Source organism: Kribbella sp. NBC_00889 (assembly GCF_045207705.1).
In the GTDB taxonomy this organism is placed as follows: domain Bacteria; phylum Actinomycetota; class Actinomycetes; order Propionibacteriales; family Kribbellaceae; genus Kribbella.
In genome coordinates, this window is the sequence record NZ_CP108783.1 from 7,655,087 (window position 1) to 7,675,036 (window position 19,950).

Consider the following 19,950-nt stretch of genomic DNA (forward strand, 5'->3'; position numbering starts at 1 on the left):
TCTCTGTTTGGTGCATCAGCCTTCGTCGGTGCGGAGGCGGATCAGGTGCCACGACGCGGGCGGCAGCGTGGCGGTGCAGTTCCCGTCGACGACCTCGGTGCCGTCGACGGACCGGGGCGCCACCCGGTCCGGGTCGTCCGCGGTGTTCGCCGCGGCCCGGTCGTCGTCGTACAGGGCCAGGTGCTCGACCACGCGCACACCGCGGCCGAGCGGGATCTCCAGGTCGACCTTGTCGGTCTCACTCCGGTTCACCACGAAGATCGCGGTCTCGCTGGTGTTCTCGTCGTACGTCGCTGTGCTCCACAGTGCCGGGATGCGGCCGAACGCGGCGGTGTCGATGTCCGGCCCGTCGCCGATCGCGGTCTGCAGGACGGTCGGACCGGCGTACCGGGCGGTCAGCGCGAACGGATGGAAGATGGTCTGCCGCCAGGCCCGGCCGTCCGGCTCGGTCCGGATCGGCGCGATCACGTTGACCAGTTGCGCAAGGCAAGCGATCTTCACCCGGTCGGCATGCCGCAGCAGCGTGATCAACAGGCTGCCGACCACCACCGCGTCGTCGACGGTGTAGGTGTCCTCGATCAACGGGCTCACCTCGCGGATGCCGAGGCCGAGCTCGCCGGGGAAGTGCCGCTGGTTCCAGACGTTCCACTCGTCGAACGACAAGGTGATCTCCTTGTCGCTGCGCTTCAGCGCCTTCACGTGGTCGGCGGTCGCGACCACCGCGGAGATCATCCGGTCCATCTCCTCGGCCGCCGCGAGGAAACTGCCCTGATCACCATCGTGAGGTTCGTAGTACGCGTGCAGGCTGATGTGATCGACCAGGTCGTACGTGCGTTCCAGCACGACCCGCTCCCACTCGCCGAACGTCGGCATCCCGGCGTTGCTCGAACCGCAGGCGACCAGTTCGAGACCGGGCTCGACCCGGCGCATCGCGTTCGCGGTCTCCTCGGCCAGCCGGGCGTACTCCTGGGCGGTCTTGTGGCCGATCTGCCAGGGGCCGTCCATCTCGTTGCCCAGGCACCACACCTTGATGCCGTACGGCGCCTCGTGGCCGTTGGCGACCCGGCGATCGGGCAGCTCCGTGCCGGCCGGGAGGTTGCAGTACTGCAGCAGCTCGACCGCTTCCTTGATCCCGCGGGTGCCGAGGTTGACCGCCCAGATCGGCTCGACGTCCGCCTTGCCGGCCCAGGCGACGAACTCGTCGGTGCCGAACTGGTTCGGCTCGATCGCCCGCCAGGCCAGGTCGAGCCGGCGCGGCCGCTGGTTCTTCGGCCCGACGCCGTCCTCCCAGTCGTAGTTCGAGACGAAGTTGCCACCGGGGTAGCGGATCGTGGTGACACCGAGCTCGCGGACCAGCTCCAGCACGTCCTGGCGGAAGCCGTCCGGATCGGCGGTCGCGTGGCCGGGCTCGTAGATCCCGGTGTAGACGCAGCGGCCCATGTGCTCGACGAACGAGCCGAACAGGCGCCGGTCGAGCGCACCGACCTCGAACGCACGATCCACGACAAGACGTGCCACGAGGCCTCCCGGCGAACGTTTACAACGTTTAACGTGGATGTCTACAACGATTGATATCCGGTGTAAAGGGTTCACCCCCCGCGGGCATGGCACACTCAGGCGACAGGCGGTGACAGGAGGTACGGATGGCGACCAGGCTGAGCGATGTGGCGGCACGGGCCGGCGTGTCGGTGAAGACCGTGTCGAACGTCATCAACGACTACCCGCACATCACCGCGCACACCCGGGCCAAGGTCGAGGCCGCGATCGCCGCGCTGGACTACAAGCCGAACGTCAGTGCCCGCTCGCTGCGCAAGGGCCGGTCGGACTTCATCGCCCTGGCCATCCCGGAGATGGCCTCGCCGTACTTCGCCGAGCTCGGCGCGGCGATCAGCCGGGCGGCGAAACGGCGTGGCATCACTGTGCTGATCGATCAGACCGAGGGCGAGGCCGCGGCCGAGAAGCTGGTCCTGGACGGGATGCGCGGGCAACTGATCGACGGCATCGTGTTCTCGCCGATCACCACCGCCCCGGCGAAGATCGGCACGGCCGGTACGGCGAAACCCCTTGTCCTGCTGGGCGAACGGCCTGCGGGTGGCACCTTCGACCATGTCGCGGTCGACTCGGTCCAGGCGTCGTACGACGCGACGACGCACCTGATCTCGATCGGCCGGCGGCGGATCGCAGCGATCGGGGTCGGTGGGGGAGCCGGCACCGGAGCGGTTCGGCGGAAGGGATACCGGAAGGCGTTGAAGGCGGCGGGGTTGCCGCACGACCCGGCGCTCGAGCTGGCCGGGACCGGCTATCACCGCGACGACGGCGCGGCCTCGATGCGTGAACTGCTGGCGTTGCCCGAGCGACCGGATGCCGTGTTCTGTTTCAACGACCTGCTCGCGCTCGGCGCGCTGCGGACGCTCGCCGACGCGGGGCTGTCGGTGCCGGACGACGTCGCGGTGGTGGGCTTCGACGACATCGAGGACGGCCGGTACCACTCGCCGTCGCTGACCACGATCTCCCCGGACAAGGAGTGGCTGGCGCGCAACGCCGTCGATCTGCTGCTGGAGCGGATCTCCGGCAGCGGTGAGGCCGCGCGCCGCGACCTCACCGTTCCGTACACGTTGGAGATCCGCGAGTCGACCGCCGGCTGATCAGCGGCCGGGAAAGCCGGCGAGCTGCTTCGCGAAGGCGACCTGGACCTTCTCGCGGCGGCCGGCCAGGCCGAGGATGGCGTTGCGGACCGGGCGCAGCGGGCGCGGGAGGTTGGCCAGCCGGGTCAGCCGGTGGGCCAGCCCGATCACCCGAACGGCCTCGGCGCGCGAGTTGGTGGCATAGGCGTCGAGATCCGACTCGTCGTCGCGGGTCAGTGCGACCGAGAGCGCATCGGCCAGCACCATCGCGTCGCGCAGACCGAGGTTCATGCCCTGACCTCCCGCCGGGCTGTGGGTGTGCGCCGCGTCGCCGGCCAGCAGCACCCGCCCGGTCCGGTACTCGTCGGCCACCCGCTCGTGGATCCGGAACCGAGAACCCCAGATCACCTCGGTGACCTTCGGTGCGCTCTTGCGCGGACCACGGCCGACCAGCAACTGCTGCGCGTACGCCGCGTCCGGGTGTTCCGGTGCGTCACCCACCTCCGCGACCAGCCGGAAGCTGCCGTCCGGCAGTGGCGCGACCACGAGCAGTCCGGCGTGGGAGAAGTACAGCGCGACCTCGTCGACCGGCAGCCCGCCGTCGACGCGGACGTCGATCAGGCTGCAGGACAACTGCAGCGTGTTGCCCGGCATCCGCATCCCGGCCAGCTCGCGGATGGTGCTGTTCATGCCGTCGGCGGCAACGACGTACCGCGCCTTGATCACGTCGCCGCTGTCCAGCGTCACCTCGGCGCCGTCCGCGGTCTGGGTCAGGCCGGTGGCCGCGTACGGACGCAGTACCGAACCTCCGAGCTCCTCGAGCCGCTCCAGCAGGATCCGCTCGGTGAGGTACTGCGGGAGCATCACGATGAACGGGTAGTCGGTCGGCAGGTCGCCGAAGCCGACCGGCACGAGCCGCCGGTCACCATCGCGCACCGCGAAGTCGTCCAGCTCCAGGCCGAGCTCGACCAGGCGCTTGGTGACGCCGATCTGATCCAGCATCTCCAGCGTCCGCGGGTGGATCACGCAGGCCCGGGAGGTGTTCGCCCCCTCGGCCTGCCGGTCGACCACGACCACCGAGTGCCCCTGCAGCCGCAATCCGGCCGCCACCGCGAGCCCGACCGGACCCGCACCCACCACCACGACATCCGCACGCTCCGGAGTCATCGTTGCTCCTTCCGAGGTTTATCAACGCTTGTTGACTTTTACTGTAGGAGCGCCGGGAAGAAAAGTCAACAAGTGTTGGCATATGCTGTGGGTATGGCGGAACGGAAGTCGGATCGGACCCGGGCGGCGATCCTCGCGGCGGCCCGGGAGCGCTTCGGCGCGGACGGGTACGAGCGGGCCACGATCCGGGCGATCGCGGCGGACGCGGCGATCGACCCGGCGATGGTGATGCGGTACTTCGGCACCAAGGAGAAGCTGTTCGCGGCGGCAGCCGAGTTCGATCTCCGGCTGCCAGACCTGCGCGACCTGCCACCGGACGAACTGGGCGACGCGCTGGTGCGGCACTTCGTCACTCGGTGGGAGGGCGACGACACGCTTCGGGCGCTACTGAGGTCCTCGGTCACCAACGAGGCCGCGGCCGACCGGATGCGGGACATCTTCGCCGCCCAGCTCGCACCGACGCTGCGCGCGCTCGCGGTCGAGGAGCCGGCCGTCCGGGCCGGCCTGGTCGCGAGCCAGACCCTCGGCTTCGCGCTCTGCCGCTACATCCTGGAGATCGCGCCGATCGCCACGATGTCCCACGACGAAGTGGTCGCGTGGCTCGGCCCGACCATCACGCGTTACCTGACCTCGTCGCCCTGATCGAGCCAGGCCTGCGTGGCCGGAAGGGCCTCCTCCAGCGGCGGGAGGTGCGGGTGCCACTTGAGTTCCCATTCGAGGGACATCGGGTAGTCCATGCCGTCGAGGACCTGCAGTAGGTCCCGGATCGGGTAGTCACCGGCACCCATCGCGACCGGGCGGTAGTCCTGGCTCGAGTCGCTGTCCTTGATCTGCACGAACTCGATCCACGGCTTCAGCAGTTCGAACGCCTCGGCCGGGGTCTCACCGTGCGACCAGGTGTGTGCGCTGTCCCAGATCACCTTGACGTTGTGGCCGGGGACGTCGGTGTCGAGCAGCGTGCACAACGCGGCCATCTTCCGGCCGGCCGAGTGCGAGTCGTGGGTCTCCAGCAGGATCTGCGAGTCCCTGGGAGCGGAGGTCACCCGGTCGAGTGCCCGGATCTCGCCGGCGCTGGGGCCGTCCGTCGTACCGCTGTCGACGTCGCCGGGGAAGACCCGGACGCCGCGGGCGCCGAGGTCGGCCGCGAGTTCCAGGTGGGCCTCGAGCGGCTGGTCCTCGACCGCGCACAGTTTGACGTAGCTGCTGACGGCGAGAATCTCCAGGCCCGCGTCCTCGATCCGGGTCCGCAGTTCACGGCGCTGCGACGTACTCAGACCGGTGTTGGTGAACTCGTCCGGCGCGGTCCGCAGCTCCAGGCCGGAATTATCGTTGCCTTTGGCAAGTTCCAGGACGTGGTCGAGTGGTGCTCCGGGGCAGCCGAGCGTGGAGAAGGCGAATCTCATACAGCTATCAGATCAGACCCAGCGCCGCCGCGGGTGAGTGCGTGGCGTGGTGGGCTGCTCAGGCTCCTGCTCCGGCTGCTGGTGCTGCTCGGGGGTGTAGTACGCCTGCTGCTGATACTCCGACGGCTGCTGCTCGGCCTGCGAGTAGTCCGGGGTGTACGGCGCCCCGTAGGACTCCGTCGCGTAGTTCGGGCTGTACGTCTCGTAGGACTCGGTGCTGCCGCTGTACTCCGTGCTGTACTCCGAGCCGCTGTACGACGTCGGGCTGTAGGAGTCGTACGACGGCGTCTCGTAGTTGTTGCTCGAGTGGTCCGAGGTCGGGCTGCTGTAGCCGTAGTCGGTCGACTCGTAGTTGCTGGTGCTCGTGTACTCCGAGTTGTACGACGAGTAGTCCGAGGTCGGCTCGTACGACGTCTGGTAGCTCGAGGACGAGTCGTCGTACGACGAGCTGTAGTCCGAGGTGTAGCTGGTCTGCTCCGGCGTGTACGTCGGCTCCGGGCTGTAGGACGGCTCGGGCGTGTACGTCGGCTCCGGCGTGTAGGACGGCTCGGGTCCGTACGACGGGACCGGCGGGAGCGGCTTGGACGGGGTCAGGAAGTCGTCCTGTTGCTGCTGGCCGAGGGCGGGTGCCGACGGCTCGTAGTAGCCGGAGGAAGCCGACACGTGCGACGACGGCATCGTGTGCGAGGACGGCGCGTGCACCGAGTGCGAGGCGACCGTCGGCTGCTCGATCGCCGACGGGCTGTCCACCGCGACCCGAGCGGCCCGGCGGCCGGCGCGCGCAACTGGCGCGGGCTCAGGCTCGGGTGCGGGTTCGGCCTCCACCGGGGAGGTCGTCTGGGTGAGGTAGTCCGGAGTGCTGTCGTACGTGTAGGGCTCGGAGTAGCTGGCGGCCCAGGACGGCTCCGGCTGGGCCGGCTGCTGCGGCTGGTAGCTGTACGGGTCGGGCTCCACGACGGTCATCGGCGGGGTCTCGTCGCGCCAACTGCTCGGCTGCGAGCTGCTCGACAGCGGGTTCTCGCTGCCGGCGCCCAGGTAGTCGTTCCAGCTCGTCCGCGGGCCCGGCTCCGGCTCGTAGCTGGTCTGCTGGGCCTGCTGCTCGTCCCGCCAGGTCTCCACCGCGTTGAACTGCTCGGTCGCGGGGCCGCTGTCGACGTCCTCGTTCTGCCAGCTCTCCACGACCGGGGCGAACGGGCTCCACTTCGGAGCCTCCTCGACGGGCGCGTCACCACCGAACGCGGCGGGCGCTGCCGGACCTGCGGCGAACGGGCTGCTGCCGACCGGGAAGTCGGCCGCGGCCACACCGTCGCCCGGGAAGCCTGCCGGGGGCGCCGGGGATGGCGCGAACGGGTTGGCGACCGGACCGCCGCCGGCCATCTGCAGCTCCCGCCGGCGGGCCGCCGGGGGGACGGCAGAGGCCGCGATCGGCTCGGAGATGGCGGGCTGCTCGTCGGTGTCGTCGTTCGCGTACGTCGGCACCGCCATCAGCTTCGGCTCGCGCTGGTCCCACCACGGCACCCACTCGCGGGTGGTCTGCATCGTGTTGATCCGGCGGATCACCATCGTCGCCGCGACCGCCGACACCGCGGTCAGCACCAGCGACGCCGTACCGGCCAGGGCGATACCGCGCAGCGACCCGACGGTCGCTTCCATCCACATCAGGAACCGGCGGACGACCACGTCGAACGCGAGTGCGCCGATCCAGGCCACCCACCACACGGACGTGAGAGCGGGAGTCCTGAACCGGCGCAGGTCATCGGCGTACACCGGGGTCTTCGGATCGCTCGCCAGCCAGACGTCGTCGACGATCTGCTTGGGATACCAGAGGTTCGGTCCGGGACAGAACCAGCTGGCCAGCACCCAGCCGTGGCTCCGGCGATGATCGGCCTGGCAGAAGACCTCGGAGTTGACCCGTGCTCGCCACAACCAGATGACGAAGACGACCGCGGCGGCGACGGAGATGATCACGTTCGGGACCGCGGTGACCTTGGCGATCGCGTCGGCGCGGTTCAGGTCGGCGTCATCGACGTTCGGCATCCCGCCGAGGTAGCGGTGGACGACACCGTAGGTGTTCCAGTCCGACCAGGTGGAGAGCAGGTGGGTGATCGTGGAGGCACCGAGCAACCCGATGGCGAGCTTGCCGACCGTCCCTACGTGCTGGAACTCCTCGGCTGCGTGCGGCTGCCAATCTTCCTGATCTGGGGAGGACAAGACAAGGACTGCTGGCTGCGGGTGGCTCACGTCGTGCGTCCCTCGCGTTGCTGGAACTCCGTCTGTTCGGCGTCTCGGCCAAATTCTGCCCCCGCATGACCGAGCCACATTGATACCACGAAGTAGGTACGCGTGTGCAGTCGGTCCCAGCACAGAGGGTATCGACTTAACCTGTTCTTTTCGTGCGCCCATCACCTCTTGTAACGAGGCATCCGACCCTGCGTGACGGTTTGGTTCACCGCGCAGGAGGTTGGAAGCCGGTCTGCTGCTGGCCGGCCGCCCACCACGGCACCCACGGCCGCCGCGTCTGCAGCTCGTCGATCCGCTGGATCAGGACCACCCCGAGAACGGCGGCCGCGGTCGTGAACAGGGCAGAGAGGCTGGACAGGATCACGTTCGTCCGCAGCTGCCCGACCTCGGTCGCGCCGCCGAGCACGCCGCGCTGCACCACGTTGCCGGTCACCAGTCCGGCCACCCAGGTCAGCCACCAGGCCCACACCAACCGGGTGCCGGGAATGGTCTTCAGCGACACCGACTGCGGCGGGGTCCGCGGATCGCTGGCGGCGACGATGTCGTCGACGACCTGCTTGGGGTACCAGAGGTTCACCACCGGGCAGATCCAGCTGCCGAGCACCCAGCCCCGGGTGAACCGGTGCTCGCCGCGGCAGAACATCTCCGCGTTCCACCGGACCCGCCACAGCCAGACGATGAACACCACGGCGGCCGCCAGCAGCGCCAGCGCCGCGACAATGCCGAGCGAACCGGAGATCAGGTCGGCCTCGGCCAGCTGATCGTGGTCGTCGCCGTACTTCTTCAGCGTCTGGAACGAGTACCAGTCGGACCAGGCGGTGGCCCAGGTGGTCGCCGTGACCACACCGATCAGGATCGACGCGGCCAGCCCCATCGCGTGCTCGGAGCTGAACCAGCGGTCCAGCGGCGGCTGCTGCGCCTGGCTCGGCATGGATCAGAAATAGCACAACACCGCGTGACCGGGCGAGGACATCACGTCGCGAACCCGCTGGTGTCGGTATCCGTCGTCATTCCGCCGGAAACTGTCGGTGCCTGGGTCGAGGATGGTCGGTATGCGCTGGTCCGTGGTCGACTCACCCATCGGCGACCTGTCCCTGGCCGTCGACGAGACCGGGCTGTGCCGGCTGCACTTCGGTCGCGCCGACCGGCCCCTCGAGGCCGATCCGCTGCTGACCGAGACCCAGGAGCAGTTGAAGGCGTACTTCGCCGGCGAGCTGCAGGAGTTCACCGTGCCACTCTCGGTCCGCGGCGGCTCCGAGTTCGAGCGCGCCGTCTGGGCGCAGCTCCGCCGGATCCCGTACGGCGAGATGCAGACGTACGGCGAGGTCGCCAAGATCGTCGGGGACGCGGGTGCTGCCCGGGCCGTCGGCACCGCCTGCAACCGGAACCCGATCGCCGTCGTGATGCCCTGCCACCGGGTCGTCGGCGCCGGCGGCAAGATGGTCGGCTTCGGCGGCGGGATCCCGCTCAAACGCCACCTGCTCGAGCTCGAGGCGCGGATCACTCTCGAGACGTTGTGGACCTGACGATCAGGCACACACCCGGCACGCTGCGAAACCTGACGAAGATCTGACACCGGGCGACGCGTGCGAAAGCGCGGTGAGGGCTACTGGAGGACTACCGTTGCTAACAGCGATCGGATCGTCACGTTTGAAGCGAGCGATTCATTCGCCACCAACCCTGCCCCGGAAGACGTATAGATGACCAAAACCCGCTCCACCGCACACCTCCACCCCGACCTGAGCGCACTGATGGACAAGAGTGCCGAGGAGTGGTCCGCGCCTGAGATCCAGAACGCGGCCCGCTCGGCCCTGCAACTGCACGCCCCCGACCGCGAACCGCTGACCTGGGTCAAGCGCTTCGGCGTCGTGCCCTGGCTGCACCGCAACGATGCCGTCTGCCTGCACTGCGGCGGCACCTACCCGTGCATCACGCACCGCTATGCCACCCAGCTCCTGTCGGCCGGCCGCTACACCATGACCAAGCCGGACAACGACGACGAGTACGACGAGCAGGGCGATCAGCACGACCAGGATCCGCGACCGAACTGACGCCGTACGCGCAAGGCGCCGTCAGCAAACGAAGGCCGCGAACCCCAGCCGGGGATCGCGGCCTTCGCCGTTGCGGTGTGTCGGGTCAGGAGTCGGACGGCTTCGGGCTACTCGTCTTGCGCGGAGTGGCCGCCTTCTTCGTGGTGCCGTTGGCCGCCGCGTTCACCTCGGTGTCGTCGGTCTTCGCCTCAGCCGGCTTGGCGGGCTCCGGCTTCGACTCGACCTTCGGACCGTCGGTCTTCGGCGCCTCGGTCTTCGGCGCCTCGGTCTTGGCCGTGTCGGTCTTGGCCATGTCGGTCCTGGTCGTGTCGGTCTTGGCCGTGTCTGTCTTGGCCGTGTCCGTCTTGCCGTTCGAGGACGCGGCGGTGTCCGGACGGGACGTCGTACCGGCCGGGGCGGAGCTGTAGTCGCGGCCGCTCGTCGGGGTCGACTGCCAGGCCGGCTCCGGCGGGGTCAGCAGCTTCTTCACGGCCGCCGCCGCCAGGGCCCCGAAGCCCAGGAACAGCACGACCTTGCGGAGCCTGTGGCTCTTCTTCTTCGGCGCGTCGATCTCACCGTTGAGCGCGGCCTTGGTGGCCCTGCCCCGGCGTGAGGTCTCCTGCACGACCGGCTCGGCCGCGGCCGCCAGCGACGCCAGCGCGGCGGTCACCTTCGGCAGCACGTCGTCGTTGAACCGCTCGCGTGCCTTCTCGGCGGCCTGCTCGGTGGCCGGGCCGACCTTGGCCAGCGCGTCGTCGATCACCGGGCTCGCCTTCTCCACCGCGACTCCGGCGTAGTGGGCGCCGCGCTCGACGGCCTTCTCGGCGTACGGCGACACCTTCTCCCGTGCGGTGCCCACGGCCGGCCCGAGGTGCTCGCGGACCTGGCCGACAGCCGGCCCGATCTTCTCCGACGCCGACTCGGCGAATGGCTTGACCCGGTCCTTCGCGGTCTCCACCCTGCCCTTGGTCTTCCTCGAACCCACGATTCCCTCCTCGGTGCCGTCCGTCCCGGACGGCGTTCCGGCCCATCGGCGACATGGACGCTGTGCTGGTACGGATCTGGACATTTCCGCTCTGGTTTGCATCGTACGACGTACTCAGCCGACAAACCGGCCTACCAGTACCCACTACCGGCCGGTTCGATCACACTCCGGCCAGCCGCTCCGCCTCCGGTTGGACTCACATGACAGGATCGAGGGGTAAGCCGTTTCTGATGAGGAGTGAACACCCGTGGCCGAAGAGCTGTACGCGACCCTGCAGACGACGAAGGGTGACGTCGTCATCAGGCTGTTCCCCAACCAGGCGCCGAAGACGGTCAGCAACTTCGTCGGCCTGGCCGAGGGCACCAAGGAATGGACCGACCCGCAGACCGGCGCGCCGAGCACCGCGCGGTTCTACGACGGCCTGACCTTCCACCGGGTGATCGACGGATTCATGATCCAGGGCGGCTGCCCGCTCGGTACCGGCACCGGCTCCCCGGGGTACTCGTTCGACGACGAGATCCACCCGGAGCTGCAGTTCGACCGGCCGTACCTGCTCGCGATGGCGAACGCCGGTATCCAGTTCGGCCGCGGCACCAACGGCTCGCAGTTCTTCGTGACCGTGGTCCCGACGCCGCACCTGAACCGCAAGCACACGATCTTCGGTGAGGTCGCCGACGACGAGTCGAAGAAGGTCGTCGACGCGATCGCGACCGCGAAGACCGCACCCGGCGACCGGCCGATCGAGCCGATCGTGATCAACAGCGTCACCATCGAACGCAAGAACGCCTGATTTCCGCGTGGGGCCGGGCCTGCGTGCCCGGCCCGCGCGCCTCTTGGGAGGAACCCACCCGCGTGACCGAGACCGTTTGCTACCGGCACCCGGATCGGCCCGCCGGGGTCCGGTGCCAGCGCTGTGACCGGCCGATCTGCCCGCAGTGCATGAACAGCGCCTCTGTCGGCTTCCAATGCCCGAGTTGCTTCAACGAAGGCGTGAAGTCGGTCCCGCGCACCCGGACGTCGCTCGGCGGCGTCGCCCGCGTCAACGGGCAGATCGTCACGATCGTGATCGTGGCGCTCAACGTGCTGGTCTTCATCGCCGTGCGCATCGGCAGCAGCCGGGTCGTCAACGACCTGGTGCTCGTCCCGTTCCTGGTGGATTCCGAGCCGTGGCGGCTGCTCACGTCGGCCTTCACCCACGTGCAGCTCTTCCACATCTTCTCGAACCTGTTCATGCTCTACCAGCTCGGTCCGCCGCTGGAGCAGATGCTCGGTCGGCTCCGGTTCTCGATCCTCTACCTGCTGTCCGCCCTCGGCGGCAGTGTGGCGGTGTGGATCCTGGCCTCCCCGGTCTCGGCGACGCTCGGCGCGTCCGGCGCCGTACTGGGTCTGGTCGGCGCGCTGCTGGTGGTCAGCCGGGCCCGCGGACTCGATGTCACCTGGATCATCGCCTACGTGGCGATCACGGCGGTCATCTCGTTCACCATCCCGAACATCTCCTGGGAAGGCCACCTCGGCGGGTTCCTCACCGGCGCGGCCGTCGGGTGGATCTTCCTCCAGATCACCAAACACCGCCGCAGCAAAGCCCGAACCTAGCCGGCCGTGTGCTCGGTCCGGCGCGGGCCGAACTCCTCCTGGTCGTGGTCGACCGGGCGGCCGTCGAGGTGCCAGCTCCAGGTGGTCGTCGGCGTGATCCGCAGGTACGTGCCGTCGCCGAAGCGGCCGTCGCGGGTGACGACCTCGGCCGTGCCGTAGACCCGGAGGAAGCGCGGCGACCACGGGTTGGTCGAGACCAGGTCGTCGATGACCAGCGCCACCTGTTCGTGGCCGGCTTCGACGTTACGGACCTTGCGCGTCTTCGCCGGGTCGACCCCGCCGACGTAGAAGTAGTGGCCGTCGTACTCGAAGCCGACTGGAACGACGTCCGGCTGGCCGTCGGGACCGACGGTGGCGAGCCGGGCCAGTGGCTGGGACCTCAGATACGCCAGTTCCTCTGTCGTGAATGCCATACCTGCTAAAGTACAACGATCGTTGTAACTAAGCCAGGAGACGCCATGGCACGGGCCGGGAAGCGGCAGGAGGTGCTGGCCGGCGCGTTGACCGTATTCGCGCGGGACGGGTACGCGCGGGCGAGCATCGACGTCATCGCGGCCGAGGCGTGCGTCTCGAGCCGCACGCTCTACAACCACTTCGGCGACAAGGCCGGGCTGTTCCGGGCGGTCATCCAGGAGAGCGCGACGCGGGTCGCCGCCGCCCAGCTCGAGATCATCGAGCAGCACCTCGGTCACGTCACCGACCTCGAGGCCGACCTGGTTGCCTTCGGCATCCACTGGCGTACGCCGATGCCGGACTACGCCGAGCACTCGGCACTGGTCCGCCAGGTCAACGCCGAGGCCGGCCACATCCCCCAGGAGGCCGTCGACGCCTGGCAGGAAGCCGGACCTCTCGCCGTACGACGTGCTCTCGCCGAGCGACTGGCCGACTTCGCAGCCGATGGACTACTGCGGATCGACGACCCGATGCGGGCGGCTCTGCACTTCTCCCTCCTCGTCTCCGGCGCCAACCCGTCGTACCGCGGCGGACCGGTGACGCCGGACGACATCACCGAGGCCGTCACCACCGGCGTCCACACCTTCCTGCACGGCTACGCCCACTGACCCATCCGCAACCAATAGGCCTAGGCCACAATTTCCGCTCGGTTCGATGAATCCGGATGACAGGCGGGCCCGGATGCTCGTCTAATCAGGTGACGTCCCGACGGGGGACCACATCGGTAAGGACATCCACATGAGCCCACGTGCAGTGGACAAACGGGCCCGCCCGGGCAACGAGCGGTATCTGCCGCCGACGTCAACGCAGCAGCAGGCAAGCGTCGCCGAACTCGTGCCAGAGGTAGTGCTCGTTCAGGGCGGCGGTGTAGGCACGCTGGACGGCGTCGGGGCCGGCGACCGACTCCAGCAGGAGCAGATGCGAGGCCTCCGGGGCGTGCATCCCCGTGATCAGGCCGTCGACGACGCGGGACGGGTGATCCGGGCCGAGGACAAGGTCCGTCCAGCCGTTTGACCGGGTGACTGTGCCGTCGGAGGTGACGGCTGACTCGATGGCTCGGACTGCGGTCGTGCCGACGGCGATCACGCGACCGCCGTTGGCCCTGACCCAGTTGACGAGACGGGCGGTGTGCTCGGGTACGTCGTACCGCTCGGGCAGCGGAGGTTCGTAGCTCTCCAGGGACGAGACACCACAGTGCAACAGGATCGGCGCGATCAGAACGCCCTGCGCTGCCAGGTGACTCACCAGCTCGAAGCTGAACGGCCTTGCGGCGCTGGGCATCTCCGCACTACCGGGCTCACGGGCGAAGACGGTCTGGTACGACGCCAGTGGCCAACGCCGCCCGACGTAGCTGTAGCTGATAGGCCTGCCGTGACGAGCCAGATAGCCGAGCACATCGGGCACCGGCGGCGTGGCACGCCACAGACGGTTGGACTCCGATTGGTACGGCGCCAGCAGCGTCAGCACACCCTCGGGCGTCTCCACCTGGTCGCCCGCCGTACCTCCGAGCATCGGTGAGCGGGCATCACGCAGTTCGACGACCCAGGTGCCGTCGTCGAGCGCGGTGGAGAAGTGCACGACGACAGGGGCCACACCGGCGCCGGTGATCCACGAGCCGTCCACCGCCGCGGGCAGTGTGCCGGAAGTGTTGACCAGCAGCAGGTCACCCGGCCGCAGATGTTCACCGATCCGGTCGAACCGGGTGTGCGTGATGGTCGACCCCTCCGCGACCAGCAGCCTCACCTGATCCCGCGAGAGCCCTCTGGCCTCGGGTGGTTCGGAAGCGTTCAGCGAATCGGGCAGGACGAATCGGATCTGTGGATGGACCGTCACGGCGCCACCGCCGCGGCGAAGTCGGCTGCTCGGTAGCGACCACTCGCCGGCCGGCTGTCCAGCAGTCGCAGGAACGCCGGTACGACGGTCGCCGGCTCAGGCCGGTCCGAGATGTCCTCACCGGGGAACGCGGCCTGGTGCATCGCCGTCCGGAGGTCGCCCGGATCGACGGCGTACACAGCAAGCGAGGGGTGCTCGGCGGCCAGCACTCGGCTGGCGTGGTCGAGTGCAGCCTTGGCCGAGCCGTAGCCGCCCCAGCCTTCGTACGCCTCGACCGCGGCGTCGGAGCTGATGTTGAGCAGCACACCGGATGCCGTCGTGAGTGCAGGCAGCAGTGCCTGGGCCAGTGCGATCGGCGCGACCACGTCGACCTCATAGACGCGGCGCAGTTCGTCGAGGTCTGTGGCACCCAACTGCTGCAGGGGACTCAGGCCGAGGTAGCTGGCGTTGTTGACCAGTAGGTCGAGCCGGCCGAGCTCGGTGACGGCATCGACCAGGTCGGCACGGTGTTCGGGGTCGGTGACGTCGCCCGCGAGCGGGACCACGTCGGTGCGGCCGGCCAGCGCGTCGGCCGCGTCCTTGAGGGCGTCGGCGCCACGGGCGTCGATCACCAGCGCCCAGCCGCGGTCGGCCAGGCCGTGCGCCAGCGCGAGTCCGAGGCCGGCGGACGCGCCGGTGACGAGAGCGACAGGGCGGTTGGCGGATTCAGGTGTCATGTCCGCCACTCTCATACTTCAAGTCGACTTCAGGTCAAGAGGATCCCTGGGTTGAGGACGTGGCCGGGGTCGAGCACGTGCTTGACGGCCTGGAGCGCTTCGACTGCCAGCGGCCCGATCTCGTCCGCGTACGCCTCTCGATGGTCGGTGCCCACACCGTGGTGGTGGCTGATCGTGCCGCCGGCCACCGCGATCGCCTGGCTTGCCGCGGCTTTCGCCGTATGCCACTGGCCGACGGGATCGCCGGTCTGCGCGGAGATGACAGTGAAGTAGAGGGAGGCTCCTGTTTCGTAGACATGCGAGACATGGCACAGCACGAGCGGCGGAGTGCCCTGGTCAGTCAGTGACCTCACGAGTGCCTCGGTCACGGCGGCCTTCAGCCCGGGCACCTTCGACCAGAAGGCGGCTGTCTCGAGCGTCTCGACCAACGCACCTTCGTCCAGCAAGGGATCCCGCAGGTACGGCGCCCGGTAGCGGCCGACCCGCCAGGTCTCGCCAGGCCCTTCGCCGACGTTCTGCCCACCGGCCGCGGTCAGCACGTCCGCTGTCGCCTGTTTGTACGGCCCGTCGAACCCGACGATCGCCAGTACGCCGCCCGTCCCACCGCCGAGCACATCCGGATCCGCCAGATTCACCGCGGTCTCCGCTTCGTCGGACAATCGCAGTACGGTCGGCAGCGGCCCGTCCTGCGCCAGCCGCCTGATCGCGGTCAACCCCGCCTCGAAGTTCTCGAACCGCCAGCCTTCGAAGTGCCGCTCGGTGGGCCGCGGCCGGATCCGTACGACGACCGACGTGATGATCCCGAACGCGCCTTCGGACCCGAGCACCAACTGACGCAGATCCGGACCGGCCGCGGACATCGGCGCCCGGCCGAGCTCCACAGTCCCGCGCGGAGTCGCCAGCGTCAGCCCGACAACCATCTGATCGAACCGCCCGTACCCGGCCGAGGACTGCCCACTCGACCGCGCGGCCGCATAGCCGCCGATGCTCGCGCCCTCGTAGGACTGTGGAAAGTGGCCCAGGGTGTAGCCGCGAGCGGCCAGCAGCGCCTCCGCCGCCGGACCCCGTACGCCGGCCTGCAGCGTGGCGGTCCGCGACACCTCGTCGATCTCGACCAGTTGGTCCAGCCGCCACAGGTCCACGGTGACGAAGCGCCGCGATGCCGCCAGTCCTCCCACCACCGACGTACCGCCGGAGTACGGCACCACCGCCAGGTCGTGGTCCGAGCAAGCCGCCAGCACAGCCAGCACCTCGTCGTGGCTCCCTGGGTACACCACCGCGTCCGGCATGTCCGACGTGTCGCCGGCGCGGTGCCGCAGCAGGTCCGGTGTCGAATAGCCGCGCGTGTGCGCCCACCGGGAGTCCAGGTCGGTCGTGACGTGCTCCGCTCCGACCACTCCGGCCAGGACGCTCAGCTGTGTGGCCGTCAGCCCGGGCCGGTCCACCGGCTCCACGGGGCCTGCGGCGGGGCGTCGTACGCCGAGATGCTTCAACGCATCCACGGCCGCGGCGGGCAGGCCGACGGGGTGGGCCGGATCGCCCCAGCGTCCCGGCGTGAGTTGCACAACAGGGAGGTCCGATTCGGTCAAGGTGGGCTCCCTTTCGGTGCACCTGCGAGGTAGCGTCCGTGGGAGGTGGAACCCCCTGGCTCCCACCTCCCACGGACAGTTCCGGGACGGCAAAGTCGCTGATACACTCTGACGTGTGATGTCTCAGCGTAGCAGCGACTCGGTGTCAGACCCAGGGCCGGAGACCAGCGCGCGTCCGGCGCCCGCGAACGCGATCGGCGAGGAACGGATCCTGGACGCGGCCTACGAGCTGCTGCTGGCGATCGGGATGCGCCGGATGACGATGGCCGACATCGCGCGGCACGCCGAGGTTTCCCGCGCCACGCTCTACCGCCGCTGGCCGAACGTGCAGGCGGTGGTCGCGGCTCTGATGACCCGGGAGTGGACCACCGCGCTGATGTCGGCGTTCCAGCCGGACGCGGCCGACGGCCGGTCCCGGCTCGTCGAGGGCGTGGTCGAGGTGGTCGCGAAGACCCGGGTGCACCCGCTGATGCGCAAGATCATCGAGCTCGATCCGGAGTTCCTCACGCCGTACCTGCTCGAGCGCCGTGGCAGCAGCACGGTCGCGCACCTGGCGCTGGTCGAGGAAGGCATCAAGGCCGGGCAGACGGACGGCTCGATCCGGACCGGGGACCCGATGTGGCTCGCCCGGCAGATCATCCTCGTCTCGCTGGCCTCGGCGGTGTCCGGGCCGGTGATGGCCGCGAAGGACGAGTACCCGATGCTCGACGAGCAGCTCCGGGAGATGCTCACCAGGTACCTGGCGCCATGATCGACCGGGCCGGCGGGGCGGGGAAGGCCTTCAACACCGTGGGCAACGCCAGCTTGAACGCGACTCGCCGTGCCCGCGAACTGGACTGGCTGGAGACGACCGGCAAGGTCGACGTGCTGGTCATCGGCGGCGGGGTGACCGGTGCCGGCGTCGCCCTGGACGCCGCCGCCCGCGGACTGTCCGTCGCTCTGGTGGAGAAGCATGATCTGGCGTTCGGCACCAGCCGGTGGAGCTCGAAGCTGGTGCATGGAGGTCTGCGCTACCTGGTGTCGGGCCATGTCGGCATCGCGTACGAGAGCGCGGTCGAGCGCGGCATCCTGATGAAGACGACCGCGCCGCATCTGGTCCATCCGGTCCCGCAGGTCGCACCATGGTTGCCGCAGGCAAAGTTCGCGCAGGCGGCGTTACTGCGCGGCGCGTTCCTCGGCGGCGACATCCTGCGCACGTTCGCTCGGACCAGCGACGACTACCTGCCGCACTCGCGCCGGGTCAGCTCGGCGGAGATCCTGCGGTACGCGCCGACGCTGCGTCCGGACGGCATGCGCGGTGGCTTCCTGACCTGGGACGGGCAGCTGTACGACGACGCGCGGTTGGTGATCGCGATCGCGCGGACCGCGGCGCAGTACGGCGCTCGCGTGCTCACCCGGGTCGCGGCGACAGAGGTCACCGGGCGAGGCGCCGTACTGGTCGACCAGTTGACCGGGCACCGGCTGCAGGTGGACGCGTCGGCGGTGATCAACGCAGCCGGGATCTGGGCCGATCAGGTTGCCTCTGGCATCAAACTGCGCCCGAGCCGGGGGACGCATCTGGTCTTCCCCCAGTCCGCGTTCGGTGGGCTGTCCGCCGTCCTGACCGTGCCGGTGCCGGATCAGTTGCGCCGGGTCGTGATGGCGATCCCGGCGCCGGACGACCGGGTGTACGTCGGGCTGACTGACGAGGACGCGCCCGGTCCGGTGAGCGACGTACCGCGGGCGACCGAGGCGGAGATCGACTTCCTGCTCGACACGATCAACTATGCGGTGCAGACGCCGCTGACCCGGGCCGACCTGCTCGGGACGTACGCCGGACTCCGGCCGCTGCTCGACACCGGGCACCACAACGGTGAGCACAAGACCGCGGACATCTCCCGCCGGCACGCGGTGATCACCGGTTCGGACGGGCTGGTGACGATCGTCGGCGGGAAGCTCACGACGTACCGGCGGATGGCGCAGGACGCGCTCGACACGGCGCTCGACCAGTCCGCTCTCGCGGTACGACGGCCGTGCCTGACGCACCGGATCCCGCTGGTGGGCGCGGCCGACCGGGTCCGGTTGGCCGCCGTACGAGCACCGTCGCGGTTCGTCCAGCGGTACGGCGTGGAGGCGCCGGAGGTGATCGCGGGGGCGCCGACCATGCTGGAGCCGATCGCACCGGGGCTGCGGACGACGTACGCCGAGTTGCTGTTCGCGGTTCGCCATGAAGGGGCGCTGACGGAGGACGACGTACTGGACCGGCGGACGCGGATCGGGCTGTCCGCGGCGGACCGCGAACTGGCGCTGCCTGCGGTCCGGGAGGCGTTCGCGGCGGTCTGACGTTGTCTGGACGCGACAGGTTGAACGCTCCCACCGCTGGGTTAGCTTGGCTGGGGGAGGTGAGCACATGTCGCAGCCGTGGCCGTACGCATATCCGCATCAACCGGGGCCTTACACCCCGCCGCCGGCGCCGCCGAGGTACCGGCCCTTGCGGCGGATCGCGCAGGTCAGCATCGTGCTGATGGGGCTGACCGCGGTCGCCGCGGTGATCCAGTCGGTCCTGCTCTGGCGCTCGTACGACGACGTGAAGCGGTTCGTGTACGGCTTGCTCTCCGAGGAGGAGATCGACCGGGGTGCTCGATCGGTCGCCGGCAGCGGCCCACTGCTCGACCTGGTCGGCTACCTGCTGATCGGCACGGCCATCACCTTCATCCTGTGGCTCTGGCGGGCCCGTGAGAACACCGACTTCATCACCTCGCCGTTCGGTCCGAAGCCGTCGACCCTGCGCCCGCACCGGCTCGTGCAGGGCTGGGTGATCGGGTCGTGGTTCTGCCCGATCGTGCAGTTCTGGTACCCGCTGCGGATCGTCGAGGACGTCGTCGCCGCAAGCGAGCCGCCGGACCAGCCGGGTGCGTCCCGGACCGGCGAGGTGCGCGGGCTGCTGTACGGCTGGTGGGCGGCGTGGACCGGGTTCTGGGTGATCCTGATCGGCGGCGGCGGGATCGCGCTGATCGGCTTCATCGTGTGGATCGTCCGCCTGGTCGACGCAGCCGACGCCGCCGACGCGACCGGTGAGTACGTCGATATCTACGACCTGCAGGACTTCATGGTCCGGGTCGCGCTGGGCGTCACCATCGGCTTCACCGTGGCGACGGTCCTGCTCATTGCGGCGGGGGTGGCCGCGTCCTTGCTGCTGCTCCGCGTCAGCCGGTGGCAGCACGACCAGGTCGCCGTTCCGCCGGTTGCCGTGGCGCCACCGCCCCCTCCGCAGTACGCGCCGCGGTACACCAACCCGGGTCCGACGTTCCCTTCCTACCGACCGCCGTCCTAGAGC

General features: G+C 69.3%; 20 protein-coding genes. 10 read left to right on the forward strand and 10 right to left on the reverse strand.

Annotated features, from left to right (window positions below; genetic code table 11):
* Positions 1 to 15: 15 nt before the first annotated feature.
* The gene (locus OG817_RS37530) at positions 16 to 1,518 is read right to left on the reverse strand and encodes an alpha-N-arabinofuranosidase (RefSeq protein WP_406049695.1); all 1,503 of its coding nucleotides are present in this window, start codon (positions 1,516 to 1,518) and stop codon (positions 16 to 18) included.
* A gap of 125 nt (positions 1,519 to 1,643) precedes the next feature.
* On the opposite strand from OG817_RS37530, the gene OG817_RS37535 reads away from it, so the two are divergent.
* Entirely contained in the window at positions 1,644 to 2,645 is a 1,002-nt protein-coding gene (locus tag OG817_RS37535; RefSeq protein ID WP_396394449.1) for a LacI family DNA-binding transcriptional regulator, read from the forward strand.
* On the opposite strand, the gene OG817_RS37540 is transcribed toward OG817_RS37535, so the two are convergent.
* Complete coding sequence (locus OG817_RS37540; protein ID WP_406049696.1) at positions 2,646 to 3,791, reverse strand: FAD-dependent oxidoreductase; 1,146 nt, start codon at positions 3,789 to 3,791, stop codon at positions 2,646 to 2,648.
* Positions 3,792 to 3,884: 93 nt separating this feature from the next.
* Between OG817_RS37540 and OG817_RS37545 the strand changes: the two genes are divergently transcribed.
* A complete protein-coding gene (locus OG817_RS37545; protein WP_406049697.1) occupies positions 3,885 to 4,433 on the forward strand; it encodes a TetR family transcriptional regulator in 549 nt (182 codons plus the stop codon).
* On the opposite strand, the gene OG817_RS37550 is transcribed toward OG817_RS37545, so the two are convergent.
* The 3 genes from OG817_RS37550 to OG817_RS37560 all read right to left on the reverse strand — a co-directional run bounded on the left by OG817_RS37550 (position 4,412) and on the right by OG817_RS37560 (position 8,366).
* Complete coding sequence (locus OG817_RS37550) at positions 4,412 to 5,194, reverse strand: sugar phosphate isomerase/epimerase family protein (protein WP_406049699.1); 783 nt, start codon at positions 5,192 to 5,194, stop codon at positions 4,412 to 4,414. The two genes, OG817_RS37545 and OG817_RS37550, sit on opposite strands and share 22 nt — an antisense overlap.
* Positions 5,195 to 5,206: 12 nt before the next feature.
* Positions 5,207 to 7,435, reverse strand: coding sequence for a DUF4328 domain-containing protein (locus OG817_RS37555; RefSeq protein WP_406049700.1), 2,229 nt, complete (start codon positions 7,433 to 7,435; stop codon positions 5,207 to 5,209).
* A 205-nt stretch (positions 7,436 to 7,640) separates the two neighbouring features.
* Positions 7,641 to 8,366, reverse strand: a complete 726-nt coding sequence (locus tag OG817_RS37560; protein WP_406049701.1) for a DUF4328 domain-containing protein — start codon at positions 8,364 to 8,366, stop codon at positions 7,641 to 7,643.
* 121 nt (positions 8,367 to 8,487) lie between these two features.
* Here OG817_RS37560 and OG817_RS37565 point away from each other — a divergent pair, with 121 nt between their 5' ends.
* Entirely contained in the window at positions 8,488 to 8,961 is a 474-nt protein-coding gene (locus OG817_RS37565) for a methylated-DNA--[protein]-cysteine S-methyltransferase (RefSeq protein WP_396394455.1), read from the forward strand.
* Between the two features lie 174 nt (positions 8,962 to 9,135).
* On the forward strand, positions 9,136 to 9,486 hold the full coding sequence (locus OG817_RS37570) for a hypothetical protein (protein WP_406049703.1): 351 nt from the start codon (positions 9,136 to 9,138) through the stop codon (positions 9,484 to 9,486).
* 85 nt (positions 9,487 to 9,571) lie between these two features.
* On the opposite strand, the gene OG817_RS37575 is transcribed toward OG817_RS37570, so the two are convergent.
* The gene (locus tag OG817_RS37575) at positions 9,572 to 10,450 is read right to left on the reverse strand and encodes a hypothetical protein (protein ID WP_406049704.1); all 879 of its coding nucleotides are present in this window, start codon (positions 10,448 to 10,450) and stop codon (positions 9,572 to 9,574) included.
* A 247-nt stretch (positions 10,451 to 10,697) separates the two neighbouring features.
* Here OG817_RS37575 and OG817_RS37580 point away from each other — a divergent pair, with 247 nt between their 5' ends.
* Together OG817_RS37580 and OG817_RS37585 are read left to right on the forward strand one after the other, a co-directional pair.
* The gene (locus OG817_RS37580) at positions 10,698 to 11,240 is read left to right on the forward strand and encodes a peptidylprolyl isomerase (protein WP_131511674.1); all 543 of its coding nucleotides are present in this window, start codon (positions 10,698 to 10,700) and stop codon (positions 11,238 to 11,240) included.
* A 62-nt stretch (positions 11,241 to 11,302) separates the two neighbouring features.
* Positions 11,303 to 12,043 (forward strand): rhomboid family intramembrane serine protease, encoded by a 741-nt coding sequence (locus tag OG817_RS37585; protein ID WP_396394458.1) that lies wholly within the window; start codon positions 11,303 to 11,305, stop codon positions 12,041 to 12,043.
* Here OG817_RS37585 and OG817_RS37590 read toward each other — a convergent pair.
* A complete protein-coding gene (locus OG817_RS37590) occupies positions 12,040 to 12,456 on the reverse strand; it encodes a PPOX class F420-dependent oxidoreductase (RefSeq protein ID WP_396394459.1) in 417 nt (138 codons plus the stop codon). The genes OG817_RS37585 and OG817_RS37590 overlap by 4 nt on opposite strands.
* Positions 12,457 to 12,501: 45 nt before the next feature.
* On the opposite strand from OG817_RS37590, the gene OG817_RS37595 reads away from it, so the two are divergent.
* Entirely contained in the window at positions 12,502 to 13,104 is a 603-nt protein-coding gene (locus tag OG817_RS37595; protein ID WP_406049706.1) for a TetR/AcrR family transcriptional regulator, read from the forward strand.
* A gap of 193 nt (positions 13,105 to 13,297) precedes the next feature.
* On the opposite strand, the gene OG817_RS37600 is transcribed toward OG817_RS37595, so the two are convergent.
* From OG817_RS37600 to OG817_RS37610, 3 genes are read right to left on the reverse strand one after another with little or no spacing between them, the layout of a single operon-like run.
* Complete coding sequence (locus OG817_RS37600; RefSeq protein ID WP_406049707.1) at positions 13,298 to 14,329, reverse strand: S-adenosylmethionine:tRNA ribosyltransferase-isomerase; 1,032 nt, start codon at positions 14,327 to 14,329, stop codon at positions 13,298 to 13,300.
* On the reverse strand, positions 14,326 to 15,045 hold the full coding sequence (locus OG817_RS37605) for an SDR family NAD(P)-dependent oxidoreductase (RefSeq protein ID WP_406049708.1): 720 nt from the start codon (positions 15,043 to 15,045) through the stop codon (positions 14,326 to 14,328). Before OG817_RS37605 ends, OG817_RS37600 begins: the two co-directional genes overlap by 4 nt.
* Before the next feature lie 29 nt (positions 15,046 to 15,074).
* Positions 15,075 to 16,634 carry an FAD-binding oxidoreductase gene (locus OG817_RS37610; protein ID WP_406049709.1) on the reverse strand — a complete coding sequence of 520 codons (1,560 nt, stop codon included), beginning with the start codon at positions 16,632 to 16,634 and terminating at the stop codon, positions 15,075 to 15,077.
* A 118-nt stretch (positions 16,635 to 16,752) separates the two neighbouring features.
* On the opposite strand from OG817_RS37610, the gene OG817_RS37615 reads away from it, so the two are divergent.
* The 3 genes from OG817_RS37615 to OG817_RS37625 all read left to right on the forward strand — a co-directional run bounded on the left by OG817_RS37615 (position 16,753) and on the right by OG817_RS37625 (position 19,947).
* Positions 16,753 to 17,385: a TetR/AcrR family transcriptional regulator gene (locus OG817_RS37615; protein WP_396394464.1), complete on the forward strand. Its 633-nt coding sequence runs from the start codon at positions 16,753 to 16,755 to the stop codon at positions 17,383 to 17,385.
* Positions 17,382 to 18,956, forward strand: a complete 1,575-nt coding sequence (locus OG817_RS37620; protein WP_406049710.1) for a glycerol-3-phosphate dehydrogenase/oxidase — start codon at positions 17,382 to 17,384, stop codon at positions 18,954 to 18,956. Before OG817_RS37615 ends, OG817_RS37620 begins: the two co-directional genes overlap by 4 nt.
* Positions 18,957 to 19,023: 67 nt before the next feature.
* On the forward strand, positions 19,024 to 19,947 hold the full coding sequence (locus tag OG817_RS37625) for a DUF4328 domain-containing protein (RefSeq protein WP_406049711.1): 924 nt from the start codon (positions 19,024 to 19,026) through the stop codon (positions 19,945 to 19,947).
* Positions 19,948 to 19,950: the final 3 nt, after the last annotated feature.

Coding starts and splice junctions, on each gene's coding strand:
- OG817_RS37535 (WP_396394449.1), top strand. CDS start 1,644: ATGGCGACCAGGCTGAGCGATGTGGCGGCACGGGCCGGCGTGTCGGTG.
- OG817_RS37540 (WP_406049696.1), bottom strand. CDS start 3,791: ATGACTCCGGAGCGTGCGGATGTCGTGGTGGTGGGTGCGGGTCCGGTC.
- OG817_RS37545 (WP_406049697.1), top strand. CDS start 3,885: ATGGCGGAACGGAAGTCGGATCGGACCCGGGCGGCGATCCTCGCGGCG.
- OG817_RS37550 (WP_406049699.1), bottom strand. CDS start 5,194: ATGAGATTCGCCTTCTCCACGCTCGGCTGCCCCGGAGCACCACTCGAC.
- OG817_RS37560 (WP_406049701.1), bottom strand. CDS start 8,366: ATGCCGAGCCAGGCGCAGCAGCCGCCGCTGGACCGCTGGTTCAGCTCC.
- OG817_RS37565 (WP_396394455.1), top strand. CDS start 8,488: ATGCGCTGGTCCGTGGTCGACTCACCCATCGGCGACCTGTCCCTGGCC.
- OG817_RS37570 (WP_406049703.1), top strand. CDS start 9,136: ATGACCAAAACCCGCTCCACCGCACACCTCCACCCCGACCTGAGCGCA.
- OG817_RS37590 (WP_396394459.1), bottom strand. CDS start 12,456: ATGGCATTCACGACAGAGGAACTGGCGTATCTGAGGTCCCAGCCACTG.
- OG817_RS37595 (WP_406049706.1), top strand. CDS start 12,502: ATGGCACGGGCCGGGAAGCGGCAGGAGGTGCTGGCCGGCGCGTTGACC.
- OG817_RS37605 (WP_406049708.1), bottom strand. CDS start 15,045: ATGACACCTGAATCCGCCAACCGCCCTGTCGCTCTCGTCACCGGCGCG.
- OG817_RS37615 (WP_396394464.1), top strand. CDS start 16,753: ATGTCTCAGCGTAGCAGCGACTCGGTGTCAGACCCAGGGCCGGAGACC.
- OG817_RS37620 (WP_406049710.1), top strand. CDS start 17,382: ATGATCGACCGGGCCGGCGGGGCGGGGAAGGCCTTCAACACCGTGGGC.
- OG817_RS37625 (WP_406049711.1), top strand. CDS start 19,024: ATGTCGCAGCCGTGGCCGTACGCATATCCGCATCAACCGGGGCCTTAC.